Source organism: Desulforhopalus sp., assembly GCA_030247675.1.
In the GTDB taxonomy this organism is placed as follows: Bacteria; Desulfobacterota; Desulfobulbia; order Desulfobulbales; family Desulfocapsaceae; genus Desulforhopalus_A.
This window is the reverse complement of sequence record JAOTRX010000002.1, coordinates 739,671-756,388: the sequence shown is the minus strand read 5'-3', so window position 1 is coordinate 756,388 and position 16,718 is coordinate 739,671. Positions and strand designations below refer to the sequence as shown.

At 53.0% G+C, this 16,718-nt stretch carries 15 protein-coding genes, 1 tRNA gene and 1 pseudogene; 10 read left to right on the top strand and 7 right to left on the bottom strand.

Annotation, left to right across the window (positions count from 1 at the left end):
• Positions 1–41: 41 nt before the first annotated feature.
• The 4 genes from OEL83_03335 to OEL83_03320 all read left to right on the top strand — a co-directional run bounded on the left by OEL83_03335 (position 42) and on the right by OEL83_03320 (position 3,909).
• Positions 42–167, top strand: coding sequence for a hypothetical protein (locus OEL83_03335; GenBank protein MDK9706062.1), 126 nt, complete (start codon positions 42–44; stop codon positions 165–167).
• Complete coding sequence (locus OEL83_03330; protein ID MDK9706061.1) at positions 164–1,801, top strand: diguanylate cyclase; 1,638 nt, start codon at positions 164–166, stop codon at positions 1,799–1,801. The genes OEL83_03335 and OEL83_03330 overlap by 4 nt, the downstream gene beginning before the upstream one ends.
• Positions 1,802–2,032: 231 nt before the next feature.
• Positions 2,033–2,461: a peptidylprolyl isomerase gene (locus tag OEL83_03325; GenBank protein ID MDK9706060.1), complete on the top strand. Its 429-nt coding sequence runs from the start codon at positions 2,033–2,035 to the stop codon at positions 2,459–2,461.
• Between the two features lie 218 nt (positions 2,462–2,679).
• A complete protein-coding gene (locus OEL83_03320; protein ID MDK9706059.1) occupies positions 2,680–3,909 on the top strand; it encodes a spore maturation protein in 1,230 nt (409 codons plus the stop codon).
• Between the two features lie 33 nt (positions 3,910–3,942).
• Here the strand turns inward: OEL83_03320 and OEL83_03315 are convergent, their stop codons facing one another.
• The 6 genes and pseudogenes from OEL83_03315 to nhaD form a co-directional block, all read right to left on the bottom strand.
• Positions 3,943–4,425 (bottom strand): ankyrin repeat domain-containing protein, encoded by a 483-nt coding sequence (locus OEL83_03315; GenBank protein MDK9706058.1) that lies wholly within the window; start codon positions 4,423–4,425, stop codon positions 3,943–3,945.
• Positions 4,426–4,754: 329 nt separating this feature from the next.
• Entirely contained in the window at positions 4,755–5,144 is a 390-nt protein-coding gene (locus OEL83_03310; GenBank protein ID MDK9706057.1) for a response regulator, read from the bottom strand.
• 93 nt (positions 5,145–5,237) lie between these two features.
• A pseudogene (locus tag OEL83_03305) lies at positions 5,238–6,716 on the bottom strand (SLC13 family permease).
• 18 nt (positions 6,717–6,734) lie between these two features.
• Positions 6,735–7,274: a CBS domain-containing protein gene (locus OEL83_03300; protein ID MDK9706056.1), complete on the bottom strand. Its 540-nt coding sequence runs from the start codon at positions 7,272–7,274 to the stop codon at positions 6,735–6,737.
• A gap of 140 nt (positions 7,275–7,414) precedes the next feature.
• Positions 7,415–7,855, bottom strand: coding sequence for a response regulator (locus OEL83_03295; protein ID MDK9706055.1), 441 nt, complete (start codon positions 7,853–7,855; stop codon positions 7,415–7,417).
• 135 nt (positions 7,856–7,990) lie between these two features.
• Positions 7,991–9,277 (bottom strand): sodium:proton antiporter NhaD, encoded by a 1,287-nt coding sequence (gene nhaD, locus OEL83_03290; protein ID MDK9706054.1) that lies wholly within the window; start codon positions 9,275–9,277, stop codon positions 7,991–7,993.
• A gap of 1,012 nt (positions 9,278–10,289) precedes the next feature.
• Between nhaD and OEL83_03285 the strand changes: the two genes are divergently transcribed.
• Together OEL83_03285 and OEL83_03280 are read left to right on the top strand one after the other, a co-directional pair.
• A complete protein-coding gene (locus OEL83_03285; GenBank protein MDK9706053.1) occupies positions 10,290–10,892 on the top strand; it encodes a TetR/AcrR family transcriptional regulator in 603 nt (200 codons plus the stop codon).
• A 365-nt stretch (positions 10,893–11,257) separates the two neighbouring features.
• Entirely contained in the window at positions 11,258–11,449 is a 192-nt protein-coding gene (locus OEL83_03280) for a hypothetical protein (protein ID MDK9706052.1), read from the top strand.
• Between the two features lie 148 nt (positions 11,450–11,597).
• Here OEL83_03280 and OEL83_03275 read toward each other — a convergent pair.
• Positions 11,598–11,687: transfer RNA gene (locus OEL83_03275), tRNA-Ser, on the bottom strand.
• A 321-nt stretch (positions 11,688–12,008) separates the two neighbouring features.
• On the opposite strand from OEL83_03275, the gene OEL83_03270 reads away from it, so the two are divergent.
• From OEL83_03270 to OEL83_03255, 4 genes are all read left to right on the top strand, one after another.
• Positions 12,009–13,562 (top strand): GGDEF domain-containing protein, encoded by a 1,554-nt coding sequence (locus OEL83_03270; protein ID MDK9706051.1) that lies wholly within the window; start codon positions 12,009–12,011, stop codon positions 13,560–13,562.
• Positions 13,563–13,606: 44 nt separating this feature from the next.
• A complete protein-coding gene (locus OEL83_03265) occupies positions 13,607–14,239 on the top strand; it encodes a TIGR04282 family arsenosugar biosynthesis glycosyltransferase (protein ID MDK9706050.1) in 633 nt (210 codons plus the stop codon).
• A gap of 130 nt (positions 14,240–14,369) precedes the next feature.
• On the top strand, positions 14,370–15,809 hold the full coding sequence (gene sthA, locus OEL83_03260) for a Si-specific NAD(P)(+) transhydrogenase (GenBank protein MDK9706049.1): 1,440 nt from the start codon (positions 14,370–14,372) through the stop codon (positions 15,807–15,809).
• Positions 15,806–16,687, top strand: a complete 882-nt coding sequence (locus OEL83_03255) for a DMT family transporter (protein ID MDK9706048.1) — start codon at positions 15,806–15,808, stop codon at positions 16,685–16,687. Before sthA ends, OEL83_03255 begins: the two co-directional genes overlap by 4 nt.
• The last annotated feature ends 31 nt before the right edge of the window (positions 16,688–16,718 follow it).

Sequence of the window (16,718 nt, the reverse complement as noted above, 5' to 3'; positions counted from 1 at the left end):
CGGATGCCAGGGCGGTGCTGTATTACCACAAGGAGATATCCATGGACGATATCATGCCCAGTACTATCCTCAAACACTACAAGTTGCGCGAGCCAGCCCTTTCCGGTGACGGGCTGGTTGAAGGAGGAACTCAGCTATTTGTAATAGGTACAACCGCAGACAATTGAACCTCATTATTATGCAAGCCACCTCGCAAAACGTACCGCCTTCCCGGCATTCTCACCCGGCCAGGCAGAAAGGCCGCTCCGGTGTCATCCGGGCAATACCTGCCACCCTGGTTTTCCTGGCGAGTGTTGCCGGTTTGTCGATGCTTGCCTGGTTTGCCTCGGGCTTCCTGGCCAAGGAGCACGAGGTCAAGCTCCTTGAACGTGAGCGTATAATGGCCAGCACCACCGCCGAAACTATCAGCGCTAACCTGGGCCGAAACCTTGCCCAGCTGCATAGCATCCCCATGGTCCTCGCCAGCGAGCCCTCCCTGGTAAGGACCCTTTCCCGTTTCGGTCCCGATATCCAGCCGTCGGCTTTACCCCAGGAGATACGACGCAAGATATGGCAGGCGGACCCCGATTTTATGGCATTAACCCAACGTTTTCAGAATCTTATACATCAAGCGGATGTCAGCCAGGTCTGGATCACCAATGCCGCAGCCGACTGCTTTGTCTCAGCAGGATTTCCTGAAGAAGTAACGGCAACGGGGGTCAATTATGTCAAGCGGCATTATTTCCAGGAGGCGAAACAGGGAAGAAACAGCAGCCAGTTTGCCGTTGGTGCAACAACCAATATCCCCGGCCTGTTTTTTTCTTCACCGATCAAGGCCGATGGGCATTTTCTCGGGGTAGTGGTGGTCAAAATTGAATTGCCCAAACTGGCTCCGCTGGTTGCTACCGCCAACACCTTTATCACCGATGAAAATGGTGCTATCATTCTCACCAAGGATCCGGAATTATTTCTACAAACTGTGCCGGGTGCCACTGTGACGCAACTGCCGGCGGATGCCCTCGACAATCGCTACCGGCGGCAGTCCTTCAAACCCGTCGACCTGAAGCTTGCGACCGGCAACGAAGCCGCCGGTCTTGTTTATTGGCAGGGCAGCCATTACCCCCATGTGATGGTAAATAAGAATCTTCCCGGAGAGGGTTTACAAATTCATGTATTGCGCTCCCTTGATCAGCTTGCCCAAATCCACCGTGATCGCTTGGGATTGTTTTTCCTCCTCTCATTGACAGGCTTCCTGCTCATATCTCTGGCCGCAGCCGCAATAGCCTATCTGCGGCGCAGCAAAGAAGTTCGTACCAAACTGACTGCACTCGCAAACACCGACACATTAACGGGATGCGGCAATCGACGGAGCTTTCTCACGGCACTTGAATTTGGCTGGAAATGCGCGGTTCGTTATGGCACCACCTTCAGCGTCATCAGCCTCGACCTGGACCACTTTAAACAGATAAACGACCGCTTTGGCCATTCCGGTGGCGACCAGGTGCTGTGTCATTTGGTCGGTATCGCCAGCAAGGCCCTCCGGCCCTGCGACAAGTTCGGGCGGGTCGGCGGCGAGGAATTTGCCATACTGCTGCCGCAAACACCTCAGGCTGGGGCGATGGCAGTGGCAGAGCGCATCCTCGCCGAAGTCAGAAAATCGCCGGTGCAAATCGGTGCCCAGCAATGCTCCTACACCTTCAGCGCCGGAACGGCCGAGTGGCGGGAGGGGGAGAAATCCAGTGACGACATCCTCCACCGTGCGGACCTGGCCCTCTATCAGGCAAAGGATGCGGGAAGAAACAGGGTACAGGGCGGGACGTGATCATTGGCGACCCGCCGGAGATGTCCCTTCCGCGCAACAGGAACATACGGTTCACCTTCTTTTTTCGGGAAGAAGGTACTAATCGTTGAATTTTTCCGGAACACCTGGTATTTGCAGCGGCATGGCCGTATAGGCATCCCCCAGGCAAACATTCACGCAATCCCTCCGCAGAAGTTTCCTCAGCGACTCTGCTTTTCACCCCAACAAATTTTCCAGATCAAGGAGCACAACATGACCAAAGCAAAAATGGGAGACAGGGTGTCGGTCCATTATACCGGCAAACTGGCAGATGGCAGTATTTTCGATTCAACTGCCGGCGAAGAACCGATGGTCTTCACCCTCGGAGAAGACGAACTTATTGACGGCTTTGAAGAAGGCATCCTGAATATGTCGGCAGGCGAAAAGAAAACCGTCATTCTCCCACCGGAAAAGGCCTATGGCGAGAGGGATGAGGAGATGCTGATCGAAGTCCCTCTGGCAGAGATGCCGCCGGAATTCGAGTTTGCAGTGGGCGATGAACTTGAACTAACCGACGAGAATGACGAGCCGATGGTTGTTACCGTGTATCAGATCAACGACGATTCCGTTATCCTTGATGGCAATCCCCCTCTTGCCGGTGAAACCCTTACCTTTGAGCTTGAGCTGGTAGCAATCGGCTGAGCTGTTAAGACACCGTCAGCTTGGTACTCATGCAGGGGATACCCGCACCCGGCTGGTTGCCATGAACATAGTGAAACGCTCAATACTCTTAGCCGCCGGGCAGCAGACCTCGTCTCCGGGCCTGCAAGCCATCACTTGGGTCCTGGCCCGCCGCGGTTGCCGAACAGACGTGCCGGCAACCGCCCTCCCCGCAAATTCCGGGTCACACGGAGGGAATCATGCTTAACGCCATCTGGATCGGTTTTTTCCTGACCGCTTTCCTTGCCGCCCTGCTGCAGTTTGTGATCAACGGCCAGCAGGATATCTTTGCCGCTCTGGTCAAGTCAAGTTTTGACAGTGCCAAGACCGCCTTTGAGATTTCCCTGGGCTTAACCGGCGTCATGTGTCTATGGCTTGGAGTTATGCGCATCGGGGAAAAGGCGGGCTTTCTCGATCTCCTGGCCAGGTGGCTTTCCCCCCTCTTCGCCCGGATTTTTCCTGAGGTGCCGAAAGACCACCCGGCCCTTGGCTCGATCACCATGAACATGGCCGCCAACATGCTGGGGCTCGATAACGCCGCGACACCCATGGGCATCAAGGCCATGCAGGAACTGCAGGAACTGAACCCGGATAAGGACACCGCCAGTAACGCCCAGATCATGTTCCTGGTGATCAACGCCTCGTCGGTGACCATCCTGCCGGTGACCATCTTCACCTACCGGGCGCAGATGGGAGCAGCCGACCCAACCGATGTCTTCGTGCCGATCCTCATGGCCACTTATTGTTCGACGCTGGCCGGTTTTCTCTTTGTGGCTGTGGCCCAGCGTATCCGGTTGGGTGGCGCGGTGCTTGCCTGGCTTGCCGGTCTGACTTTGCTGGTCGGCGGCCTGGCGGCCTGGTTTATGCGCCTGCCGGCAGAGGACCTGGCAAGGCAGTCATCCCTGCTCAGCAACCTGCTGCTCCTCGGGCTTATCGCCGCCTTTCTCATTGGCGCCGTGGTAAAACGGGTGAACGCCTATGAGGCCTTCATCGAGGGGGCAAAAGATGGATTTCACACCGCGGTGACCATTATCCCCTATCTGGTGGCGATGCTGGTGGCCATCGGCATGCTGCGCGCCAGCGGCGCCCTGGACATGTTGATGAATGGGGTGAGAATTCTGATAACGTCTCTTGGCCTGGACCCGGCCTGGGTAAACGGATTGCCGACCATGCTGATGAAGCCGCTCTCCGGCAGCGGCGCCAGGGGGATGATGGTGGAAACCATGAAGACCTTCGGGCCGGACAGCTTCGCCGGCCATCTGGCCTCGGTGGTCCAGGGGTGCACCGAAACCACATTTTACGTCCTCGCCGTTTATTTCGGCGCCGTCGGCATCAAACGCGTACGCTATGCCGTGGCCGGCGGGCTGGTCGCCGACCTGGCCGGGATGGTAGTGGCGGTGCTCGCCACCTATGTGTTTTTTGGCAGGTAAACCTGAGAAACCGGTAACCCCTTGTGATGCAGCCTAGTCTCTTCTGTTGCTTCGCGACACTGGATGATTTTCTGTTTCGGTCGCGACTTTCTCCTTGCGGAAGGGATCGATCCTTTCCTTTTCCTCATAGAAAGCGCCAGCCCTGACAAGCAGTTTGACGATGTCCTGGTGGTCTTTCCGGGAGGCATAATCACAGGCGGTGTAGCCGCTGCCGAGTATGTTATTTTTTGCATTAACATCGGCACCTTTGGCGAGAAGCACCTCGACGATCTCGGTGTGGCCCTCAAGGGAGGCGCCCATCAGGGCGGTTATGCCGTTATCCCTCTTCGCATTAACATTGGCGCCTTTTTCCAAGAGTCGCTGAACCTGTTCCAAATTGCCGAGAAATGCTGCCGTGATCAATTCCGCGTTTATGTCATCGGCCCCGGCATCAGCCAAGGCCTGGCCCATACAGGCCAATGAGCTGCAAATTGCCAGGAATACCAGAAAACGTCTACGCAGGTATTTTGCCATCATGCGATTCACCAGAAGTTTTGTTGCAGAAATTTGCCAACCCGTATGTCTTTCCTCAGGGCCAGTATGACCGATGGGCGCTGCCATTCATTACGACCTCACACACCCCGGTCAATCCAGCTTTAGCCATAATTCACAACGGCAATCTACCATTTTGAGGTATCTTCTGCATTTTAAAACTTGCTGAGAGTTATCTGAACCCTTTAGCGGTCACTCGTTTATAACCAATCTCATTTTTCTAAAAATTAACGGCCAAATATAAAGGAATCGCAGTCACCCGGTCAATTCATCATTCATTCAATGAACAGGCTGTCAAATTCATGCCCGGCTGCTTATTTTTTCGATCTCCTCATTGTATTCGCTTCGACAATCTTTTCCATGAGCAGGGCTAGATCCACTGGCTTTATGATATAGTCAAAGGCCCCCAGTTCCATACCGGTGATGCCGAGTTCCAGGGAACCGTGGCCGGTCAAGAGGATTACCTCTATACTGGGATCTAAAATCTTCACTTGTGACAACACGTCGAGACCACTCATTTCAGGCATCTGCATATCAAGGACTATAACATCAGGGAAAAAACAAGCGCATGCGGCCAGCGCCTCCTCGCCGGAATTGACGCTTTCCGCCTCCATATTTCGCAAACGCATGCGTTCGGCCAGAGTTGCCGCAAATCCCCTCTCATTGTCTACGACCAAAACCTTTATTTTCCGTGTCTTGCCCAAGGTAACCTCTTTGGAGCGGATGATGAGTGAGTTTTTTAAAGATGCGATGGCCGGGCGATATCACCCGGCCATCTCCAATGAACCTGCCTTGGATTATTTCAAGAACACCGGCATACCCATAAGCGGCCAAATGACCGCCACTGCCAGCCAAACCACCAGCATGAGCATGACACTGGCTATGATGCCGAATTTAAAGAATTCCCCGGTGGTGAACTGTTTTGAATTGTAGGCAATGGCGTTTGGTGCCGCACCAATCAACAGGAGAAAGGGCATACCGGCGGTCATCAGCGACGAAAAGAAGATAACCTCGCCGGCCACTCCCAAATACGGTGCGACGACCAATGCCACCGGCAGGGAAATAGCTATTGCCGCGACATTCATTATGAAGTTGGTCATAATCATAACGAAAAAGGCCATACCGAGAATAAAGACGACTGCCGGCGCATCGGTAAAAAGCTGCAACTAGTTCACCGCCAGCCATTCGGCTGCATGGGTCTGCCATAGACAAAAACCGATGGACATCGCTCCACCGAAAAGAAGAATGATATTCCACGGTATATCCTCAAGGTCCTCGACAGTGAGAATATTGAGAATAAAAAACAACAAGGTGGAACTGAGAAGAATCGCAGTCTTATCAATCGTCTGCAGAGCAGGAACCCAGTTTTTCAGGGCTATAAGAAGAATTACCGCCAGGGTAATGGTGAGGGTCAGGATCTCCTTCCTGTTCCAGCTCCCCAAGTCGATATACATCTGTTTGGCTTTTTCTTTAAGCCCCGGAATAATTGCCTTTTCAGGTTTACAGAGGACCAGAATAAGGCCCCAGATAAGAAAGACCATGAGCCAGCCAACGGGAGCCATGTAATAGGAAAGCTCAAAAAAGCTGATCTCCTTGCCGGTCATCTCCTTGAAAAAGCCGATGGCCACCGCTCCACGCGCCGCCCCCAGCAGGGTTATGATACTGCCGGCACCGGCAACATAGGCCATGCCGATAAAAAGCCCCTTACCAAATTTGGTCGGATAATCGGTGTCCGAGTAGAAGGCATTGATGGCTAAAAGCAGCGGAAACATGGTCGCCGCCACTGCGGTATGGGCCATTAAGTGGGTCAGGGCCGCAGTCATGACAAAGCAACCGAGGTAGATCATGCTGGTCTTCTCGCCAACGATTGCCAGCATTTTATAGGCCATCCTCTTGGTCAGTCCGCTCTTGGTAAAGACCAGGCCAATAACGATGGACCCGAAGATAAAGAGGACCGAGGGGTCCATGAAATCCTTAAAGGCGACTTCCGGCTTGCGGATAAGAAACATCGCCTGCACGACACCGATGGCGATACCGGTGACGCCGATCGGCAGTACCTCAAAAATCCACCAGGTGGCGGCCAGGGCAAACACCGCCAAGGCACCCTTGCCCTCCTTTGTCAGAACAAAATGATTGCCCTTCGGGTCAATGGCATCAGGCCAGGCCGGGCAGTAGTAAATTATAAAAAACAGTGCTACGCCCAAGACGAGGAAAAAAGCGCGTTTCCAATCGAACGGAGCCTTAGCCTCCGCTGCCTCAACATATGTAGATGACATGGTATCCATCCTCTTTGGCTATTTGCCGTTCATAGCTATGAGTTTATCGCCGAGAGCCCCGAAGACCTCGGCAAGCTTGACCACACCGACCAATTTGCCGTTCTCCTCAACCGGCAACACCGTTTCCTTGCAGATAACCATGACCGCCATGGCGTGGAGAAGATCGGAAGTCGCCGGCAGCACCCTGATGTTTTTTTCAATGACCGCGGTCAGGGCAGAGTTCAGATGATGGACGCCCTCTTTAATCAACACCCCGTCAAGCAGGGTCGAAAGATCACTGAATTCGGCGGTCTTGCCTTCGAATCGTTTGATGTCCACCGGTTCCAGCAAGGTTGCGAAAAGTACCTTGAGGATGCCCTGCTGGCTTACCCGGCCGACCAAACCTCCTTTTTCGTCAACAACCATCAGCTCACTAAAGCCGCAGGGGCCGGTGCTGCCGATGGGACAAAACGACCGGAGCTGGCGAATGGCTTCCTGAACCGTTCCGCTCTCCTTCATACAGGGAAAGCCAGTGAGGGGTAACATGATGTCGCGTACCGTCTGGTTTTCTGTGCTCACAATTTTTCTCCTTTTCGTGGATGCTTACCTTCCGGGCAAAGCTCAATTAAGCAGCTTGTCTGCTCAAACGAATCGTATGCCCGTGTGGTGTAACGAGGATGAACGGGAGAGTTTTTCTACCTCAGGTCTCTCCCGGTGGTTTACCAACCCTTAGTATGGAGAATCTTCTCGATTTCCTTGATGCTCTTTGACTCAAGGACCAACAGCCGCTTATCCTTGGCATTGCTTATCTTGTCGAGCAATTCAGACATATTGACCGGCTTTTCCATAAAGTCTTCCGCACCAAGCTTCATCGCCTCAATGCTGGTCTTGATCGAGCCCTGGCCGCTGAGAATAATGATCTCTGCGTCCGGCTGTTTCGCCTTGATCCGTTTCAAGGCCTCAAGGCCGTCCATGCCCGGCATCGCCAGATCAAGGACAATAAGATCAAAGCCCTCCTGCTCCACCTTCTCCACGGCCAGTTCACCACTGGTGACGGTATTGACCTTCAGGCCCCGGTTCTCCAGTCGCTCGGCCAGGGTCGCCAGGAAATCTTCCTCATCGTCTACCAGCAGCACCTTGGCCTTCAGCTCTTTGTCCATACGCCCATCCCCTTACAATAGTTGAAATTATTATCTTCGCCATCGCCACCCACCCTCCGGCTTTTCAGTCCAGGGTTGCGGGTGACGACTGATGCACCAGTTTCCTTCGTGGCCCCGGCGGTTGATAAACTGCTCTCAACCGTGCGTTAACTTGAACTGCACGATATAGACAAAAATGCCCGAGAAATAGCCAAGAGCGGCAAGGGCGCCGATCTTCTTGGCGTACCAGAAGAAATGGATCTTTTCGAGGCCCATGGCGGCAACACCGGCGGCAGAACCAATGATCAGAATTGAACCACCAGTTCCGGCACAATAGGCCATGAATTCCCAAAGGAAGCTATCGGTCGGGTAGGTAGCCATGTCGTACATCCCCATTGACGCAGCGACCAAGGGCACATTGTCAACGATGGCACTGAGCAATCCGATTAAAGTGACAATTACATCCTGTCTTCCGAAGGTTGCATCAAGCCACTTGGCAAGGGAGGTAAGGATATGGGTATGTTCAAGAGTGGCAACGGCGAGAAGGATACCGATAAAGAACACAATGCTGCTCATGTCGATATGCTTAAGGGCTGACACCAGGGTAAGGTGTTCTTTATACTCGTCTTCTTTGTTGCGATGAATTATTTCACCAACCAGCCAAAGAATACCCACACCAAAAAGAATGCCCATAAAAGGCGGAAGGTGGGTGATGGTCTTAAATACCGGCACGGCAACCAGACAACCGATGCCCATGAAAAACATCAGATTTTGTTCAAAGGGGCTGGTTTTGATATCACTGCCGTCATCAACTACAACCGGACTGATGACCTCTTTTCCCCGCAAGGTAAAATTCAAAAATAACAACGGAACAACCAGGCAGGCCAGGGAAGGCAAGAATACCCCCTCGATGATGGCAAGCGAGGTGATCTGACCACCTATCCACAACATGGTCGTGGTAACGTCTCCGATTGGCGACCAGGCCCCGCCGGCATTGGCGGCAACGACAATGATCCCGGCAAAAAACAACCGGTCATCGTGTCGATCAAGAAGCTTTTTCATCAAAGAGATCATGACGATAGTAGTAGTCAGATTATCCAGAATGGCACTGAGAAAAAAGGTAACGAAACCTACCAGCCACAGCAGTGAGGTTATCTTGGTTGTCTTGATCCGAGAGGTAATGACATGAAAGCCATTGTGGGCATCAATCACCTCGACGATGGTCATGGCGCCCATCAAAAAAAAGACAATCTGGGCTGTTGCCGCCACCGATTCCTTAAGATTTTCCGACACCAGATGGTGATCGCCACCCAAAAGGGCGTAGATCGTCCACAGCAGACCGGCGCCTATGAGTGCCGATGCTGATTTATTGACCTTGAGCGGGTGCTCAAGGGCAATAGCTGCATAGGCGAGAATAAAAACAACTACCAACGCGGTTAACATGATGACTCCTCTTTATTAAAAGTTATAGATCAAGACCGACAATCCACCCAATCAATCAACCTATCATACTGAAATTATAGTTTTATTTTAGAAAAACCGGCCGACTGCTTTAAAGATAAAAAAAGCCGCAAACCAAAGCGTCAGCTTCAATTTGCGGCTCGACCAACGAACTCTTCAGGAACAGCAAACCGTTCCTGAAGGTATTATGTATTCCGTCGGCCAAAAGTCACAAACTCAAGCAAAAACTTCAGTTAGCGGCCCGACTAACAGACAAACCCTCCAGGGGCAATCCTCTGCCCCTGAACCCATAGCTAAGCTAATAATTTTCCATTAAAAACAAAAAGCCGCAAACCAAAGCATCAGCTTCAGTTTGCGGCTCAACCAACAGACTCTTCAGGATAGGTAGATTATTCCTGAACGAACTATGTATTCCGTCGGACAAAAGCCACAAACTCAAACAAAAACTTCAGTTAGCGGCCCGACTAACAGACAAACCCTCCAGGGACGTCTCTCTGTCCCTGAACCCACAATCACACTCAATTTGAGGCAAAGATTAATTTATGCGATCTATTTGTCAAGACATTTCTGGAGCATCCAGAAACATTTTGAACTGCCACAACAGGCCGTTTCAATACGTTTCACACATCCGAGCTTGGTAGGATTTGAAACACACGGTCAATATAGCTGATCGCGCTTAAGCAAAGACCCGATCACGGTCACCCTTGCCGCGCATGACGGCAACTACACGGCTATTTTGTATATTTTTATTGGCGTTCCCTTTTTCCAGTCTCACCTTGAGGCTGCACCTTCTCACCCTCAATCTCTATTCTTGTTTGCTTTTCAAGCACCGTCCAATCATCACGTTTCGCTTGATTTTTTCAGTATAATCCACTAGCTTTGCTAGGCAGTGATTGCCGGTTCTTCGATGAAAGTTTTTCCATCTCAAGGTATCGCCACAAATCATGGCACCTCCAGAAATACACCCGGAGCTTGCTGCAAAGGAGATCGCCCCTTGGTACAAAAGAGAGAACACACCGAAATACGACAACAGCAGATCATCGATGCTGCCGCAATCTTGATTTTCAAATACGGCAGCGAGCACCTGACAGTAAGAAGGATAGCAGCGGAGGTCGGCATTTCTGAAGCAGCCATCTATCGGCATTTCAAGAGTAAAAAAAGCATCATTTCTTTTCTGCTCACCCATATCGAGGAAGTGCTCCTGACGGACATCTCTTCACAGGCCGTGGCCAACGAGCCGATAACCCTTGAAATCATAGAGAAAGTTATAGGGACTCACTTTTCCATGATCAGTAGGCGTAAAGGAATCTCATTTCAGGTTATCGCCGAGATTATCAGTCTCGGCGATAAAAAGCTGAACAAACAAGCCTCGCTAATGATTGACAAATACATCTCCCGCTTGAAAGAACTCCTCACCGATGGTGTCCGTGACGGCGCTGTCCGCCCGGATATAGACCTTGATGCCTCGGCAACCTTGCTCTTCGGTGTCATCCAAGGCTTAGTAAGCATTTGGTCCCTGAGCGAGGGCAAGTTCCCGCTGCTTGAAAAATACACCGCCCTCTGGCAGGTTTACCGCGAAGCCGTAGCCCCCCGGTAACTGCACCCACCGAACAACGCTGAATAAACCATAAATTTTCGGCGCCACGCACTGCCTCTTCCGCATCTTCGATTGTATCGATAGTTTTCTCTGAGCCCCAGCCACGCATTAAACGGCATGCCATTCTCCATCTTCAAAATTTTTGAGTTGACATGTTAGTGATCGTTTACTATTTTTGAAGTGATCACTCACCAACATAGCACAAGGATATGTCAGTTAGTAATTAGAAATAATTTAATATTTTTAAATACATATAAATTGCTTTTTAACACTGTTGCGCGGTGCAACCTGAAACCAAATAAGTCTAACAAATATCCGGTAGAATAAGGGCACGTACACCCAGCGAAGAAGATAAGGAGAGAACTATGTACTATTTCAGCATGCTTGCCTGCCTCGGCTGTGTTGTCGGGGCGCTTTCGCTTATAAAGAGTTTGGACCTGAGCGACGGTTTAACTGCGGCTATTGCAATTCCGGTGATCTTGCTGGGCGTTGTCGGCATTTCCTGGTTATCGGCCAAGGATTCTGCATCAGAAACTGCCCGAAACAAGGCAAAATAGCAAACAGTACCACAAATACCATCATCTCAATTCCCAGCCATTCACTACCTCCGAATCACACAGCCTGCCTTACACAATAAAAAAACCCGCGAGCCAAACGGCTCGCGGGTTTTTTTGCACTCTGTAAATTTTTTTGATTTTTTCAATTTGGCGGAGAAGCAGGGATTCGAACCCTGGGTGGAGTTACCCCCACAACGGTTTTCGAGACCGTCCCGTTCGACCGCTCCGGCACTTCTCCGTCCGACGGCAGTGATACCAGGTAATGATGAGTTCTTCAACAATATTAAAAGCCATAGTCGGCAAAAATCCCCGTCGATACTTCCCTGGGGCATTTTGGCTAAAGGTATTTCCTTCAATGCCCGAAAGTTATGGATTTCCCGCAAGAACACTTCTGCTCACCCTCACTGGCCCGGCAAGGGAGATAGCTGTTCCTAGACCGCAAGGGCATACGTTTTCTATGAGCAGACCAGCTGCTCAACTCAGTTTTTAACCATTGGCAAATCTTTCAATCGGCTATATGATTCGAGAGGATAACCATTCCCAAAACCTTTGAGACATCATGGCCAAACAAACAGACACCATTGAGATAGAGGAGCTGATCAAAAAGCAGATCAATCTGCCATCGCCACCGGCAATTGCGGTAAAAATCCTCAATGTAGTGCAAGAAGCTGAATTTTCACTGAAAGACCTTGAAAGAATCCTTTCCGCCGACCCAGCCCTGGTCAGTAAACTGTTGCGCGTTGCCAACTCGGCAGTCTATTCCCTGCCCAACAAGATCGGCAACATCAATCGAGCGCTTTCGATACTTGGAACCAATCTGGTAAAAAATATCGCCTTATCCTTTATCATTGCCGAAGAACTCCGCGGTCGCGCCGGCTCCACCTTCGATTTTGACTATTTCTGGAGAAGATCCGTCACCGCCGCGGTGGCTGCCGAGCTGGTGATGGGGATGACCAATAAAAAAGATGCCAACATTTTCGTGACTGGCCTGCTCCAGGACGTTGGGGTCTTGGTCCTGCACCTCACCAAGGGCAAAGAATACGATGATGTCTTGAAAAACTGCATCATCAGCAGTGATGTACGTATCAACACCAGCGAACAGCAGCATTTCCGCTATGACCATCAGCAGGTTGGCAGCATGCTTCTGCACAACTGGGGTCTTCCTGAATCGGTAACGGCGCCGACACGCTTCCATCATGAGCCCGAGCATGCCCCCAGCGATTTCCGACAAACCGCTCTGGTGCTGCAAATTGCCAATATGTTGTCGGCCATCTGCAATGGCCGGGCATCGACCGCCCTGCTCCTGGAAATCAAGGAAAAGCTGGCGACATCGTTAAATATAGACCCGGAGCGAAGCCACGAGCTTCTCGACGATGTTGCGAGAAAAAGCATCGATATTCTAGAGATATTTGAAGTCGATCCGGGAAAGATAAAACCATATTCGCTGATCCTCCAAGAGGCCAATGAGGAACTCGGCCGGTTGAATTTCTCCTATGAGCAATTGCTTCTGGCCCTCAAGGAGGAAAAATCCAAATCAGAACGATTCGCCGAGGAGCTTCGCCTGGCGAACGCCAAGCTCGAACAGATTGCCTTCCGCGACGGCCTGACCAACCTGCATAATCATCGATCTTTTCAAGATATCCTGCAAAGAGAAATGGCCCGTACCAAGCGTTATGGCCACCCCCTCAGCCTGGTGTTATTTGATATCGATTATTTCAAGGACGTCAACGATACCCACGGCCATCCGGCGGGGGATCAGGTCTTGATCAATCTCGCCAATACCATCAGCAGTGCGGTGCGTCCCAACGATATTGTCGCCAGGTACGGCGGAGAGGAGTTCGCGGTCATCCTGCCGGAAACTGATCGCATCGGCATGCGCATCTTTGCCGAGCGATTGCGGCATTGCGTAGCCACCATCACCACGGTTACCAACAGCGGATCAATCCAGATCACCATCAGCTGCGGCGGCATCCAATATGCTCAAGGCGATACCCTGACCCAACAGGAACTTCTTGAAGCGGCCGACCGGGGTCTGTACCTGTCAAAAAGAAATGGCCGCAACCGGGTGACCATCATAACCATTGATAAAAAGGGCCAGGAAACGGCGAGCTAGGTGTCTTGCTGCACATATTTCCCCAGCCCTCCGCCGAGCCGTTTATGACCAATTGCGACGTCTTGCTCCTCTTCACCCGCTACCCCGATCCCGGACACACCAAGACCCGGCTGATCCCGGAGCTTGGCGCGGCCGGTGCCGCCCGCCTGCAGAAACTGCTTACTGAGCGAGTTGTCGGCCAGGCGAGAACCCTCAATGAAAAAGGCGGCATTGCCAGCATCGTTCATTACAGCGGTGGCAGCCGGGACAAAATGGCTGCCTGGCTGGGACCGATGAGTTATGAAACCCAGGCAGAAGGCGACCTCGGCCTGCGGATGCAAACCGCCTTCGCCAGTGCCTTTGCCGGCGGAGCGAAAAGAGCGGTGCTCATCGGCAGCGATATCCCGGATCTCACCGCCGCCTTGCTTGCCGAGGCCTTCACTGCCCTGCGGAGCGCCGAGGTGGTAATCGGCCCCAGCCGGGACGGCGGCTATTACCTGATCGGCATGCAAGCCGAAGCCGCCCATCGCCTCTATCCCCTCCTCTTTAACGAAATGATCTGGTCTACCGCCGAGGTCTTTACCAAAACCATCAGGCGCCTGGCAAGTGCCGCAATCTCCCCGACGGTTCTTGCCACCCTCCGCGATATCGACACCCCGGAGGACCTGGACTTTGCCCGGGCCAAGGGCCTCCTCTAATACCGGCACACCATCCCCCTCGCACCTTCCCGCAAGACAGTGATTTGCAAATCATCAGGAGCGGTGTACAAAGAGGAAAACACCTACTGCAGAGCAACCCTCAATTCGCCCGATATCCACGGCAAGACCCATGACTGCACCATACTACGATTTCATCATCATCGGCACCGGTCCCGCCGGACTGGCAGCGGCAATGACCGCCGCCAAGGCCGGCAAGAAGATCCTGGTCCTGGAAAAGGAAGGCTCCCTCGGCGGCGTCTGCGTCAATACCGGCACCTTTCCCAGTAAGACCCTGCGCGAGGCGGTGCTCTACCTCACCGGCCACCTGAAACGCAAGGTCTTCGCGGATGAGTCCTGCGTTACCCAGGATTCGGAAATCTCCATGGAGAAGCTTAAGCAGCGTCTCTATAATGTGCGGATTGAGGAGCAGGCGATCATCACCTGCCAGCTCGAACGCAATGGCATTACCCTGATCCGCGGCTCGGCCCGCTTTCTCGATGCCCACACCATCATCGTCAAGAGTCTGGCCGCCGGCCGGGAGATCGAGGCAAGGGGCGAGCGGATCATCATCGCCACCGGCTCAAGTCCCCGTAATCCGCCGGAGGTCCCCTTTGATCACGAAACCATTCTCGACTCGACCTCGATCCTCACCATCAAACACATTCCGGAAAGCATGATCATCGTCGGCGGCGGGGTTATCGGTTCCGAGTACGCCACAATCTTTGCCGCCCTCGGGGTCAAGGTCACCCTCCTCGACCGGGGCGACAAGCTGCTGAAGTTTCTCGACCACGAAATCACCCGCGAACTGCAGAACAACTTCCCCGGCGGCAACATCAACTATATCAATAATTGCGGAAACTTCCGCATCGAAAAGTGCCCGCCCGGCGCTATGATAACCCTTGCCGATGGAAAGATTTTTGCCGCCGAATGCCTGTTTTTCGCCCTCGGCCGCGAGGCCAATACGATGGGTCTCGATATCGACCGGGCCGGCGTGCGCCTCAATGAGCACCACTATATCGAGGTCAACGAACTGTACCAGACCTCGGCGGCGAATATCTACGCGGTGGGCGATGTGGTCGGATGGCCGAGCCTTGCCTCCACCTCGATCATCCAGGGCCGTCTGGCGGCACTGAACGGCCTGAAGACCCGCGCCGAGTCGTTTCCGCAGATCTTTCCCTTCGGCATCTATACCATCCCGGAGATCTCCTATGTCGGCATCACCGAGGAGGAGGCCATCGCCCGCGACTACAAGATCGTCGTCGGCCGCTGTCACTACCACGAACTGCCGCGCGGCCAGATCTCCGGCGAACGTGAGGGCATGCTGAAGATGATCGTCCACCGCGATACCCGGGAGATCCTTGGTGTGCATATCATCGGCGGCGGGGCGACCGAGGTCATCCATATCGCCCAGATGGCCCTGTTGTACAACGCCAAGGTCGATGTCTTTATCGACAATATCTTTAATTTTCCGACCTATTCCGAGGCCCTGAAAATTGCCGCCCTCGCTGCCTCGAACAGTATCAAATACGGTGAAAACCAGGAAGACGAGACCTGCCGGAGAAGCAAATGACCAACCTCCGGGCCTATCTTGCCTGCGTTTTTATCGTCTGCGCCTGGTCGGGGTGGATTACCATCTCCCGCTACGGCGTCCAATCCAACCTGCAGCCTGCGGATATCACCCTGATCCGCTATGTGACGGCCTTGCTCTGCGTTCTGCCGCTGGTGGCGCGCCATCACTGGCACCGGTTCAAGCTGCATCAGTACCTGATCATGGGCCTCGGGGTCGGTTTCCCCTACACCATGACCTCGTTCTACGGCCTGAGGGAATTGAAGGCGGCCCATGCCGGCGTCCTGGTCAATGGCATGCTCCCGGTCCTCGGCGCGGTGGCGGCCTGGTTCATCCTGCGCCAGCGGGTTTCGGCGCTGCGCTATATGGCGATTGCCTTGATCTTTATTGCCAATTTCGTTATGGCCGGAGGCGACACCTTTTCGCCAGGTCATTCCTTTGGCATACTCCTTCTGCTCAGCGCCGCGGTCTTTTACACCGCCCATATGATCGCCATACGTTTCTGGGGCTTTCAGTGGCGGGACGTGCTGGTTACCGTGCCGGTGGTCAACACCCTTTTCTTCCTGCCGATGTGGTTCTTCCTGCCGACCTCCCTCAGCAAGGCGAGTATCGGGGAGATAGCCAGCCAGGCGGCATACCAAGGAATTATTGTCAATATAATCGCCCTGATGTGCTCGACCTATGCCATCGCCCGAATCGGCACCATCACCGTGTCGATCTTTATGTCCTTTGTGCCGGTAACGACCGCCCTGCTCGCCTGGCTGCTCCTCGGCGAGGCACTGAACCCCTGGGAACTGGTTGGCATCACCGGCTGTTCCCTTGGCCTGTTTATTTATGCCTGGGGCCAGATTATCGAAAGCCGCAAACGTATTCTCGAATAGAGAATTTCAGCGCACCAGCAGGCGGCGGATG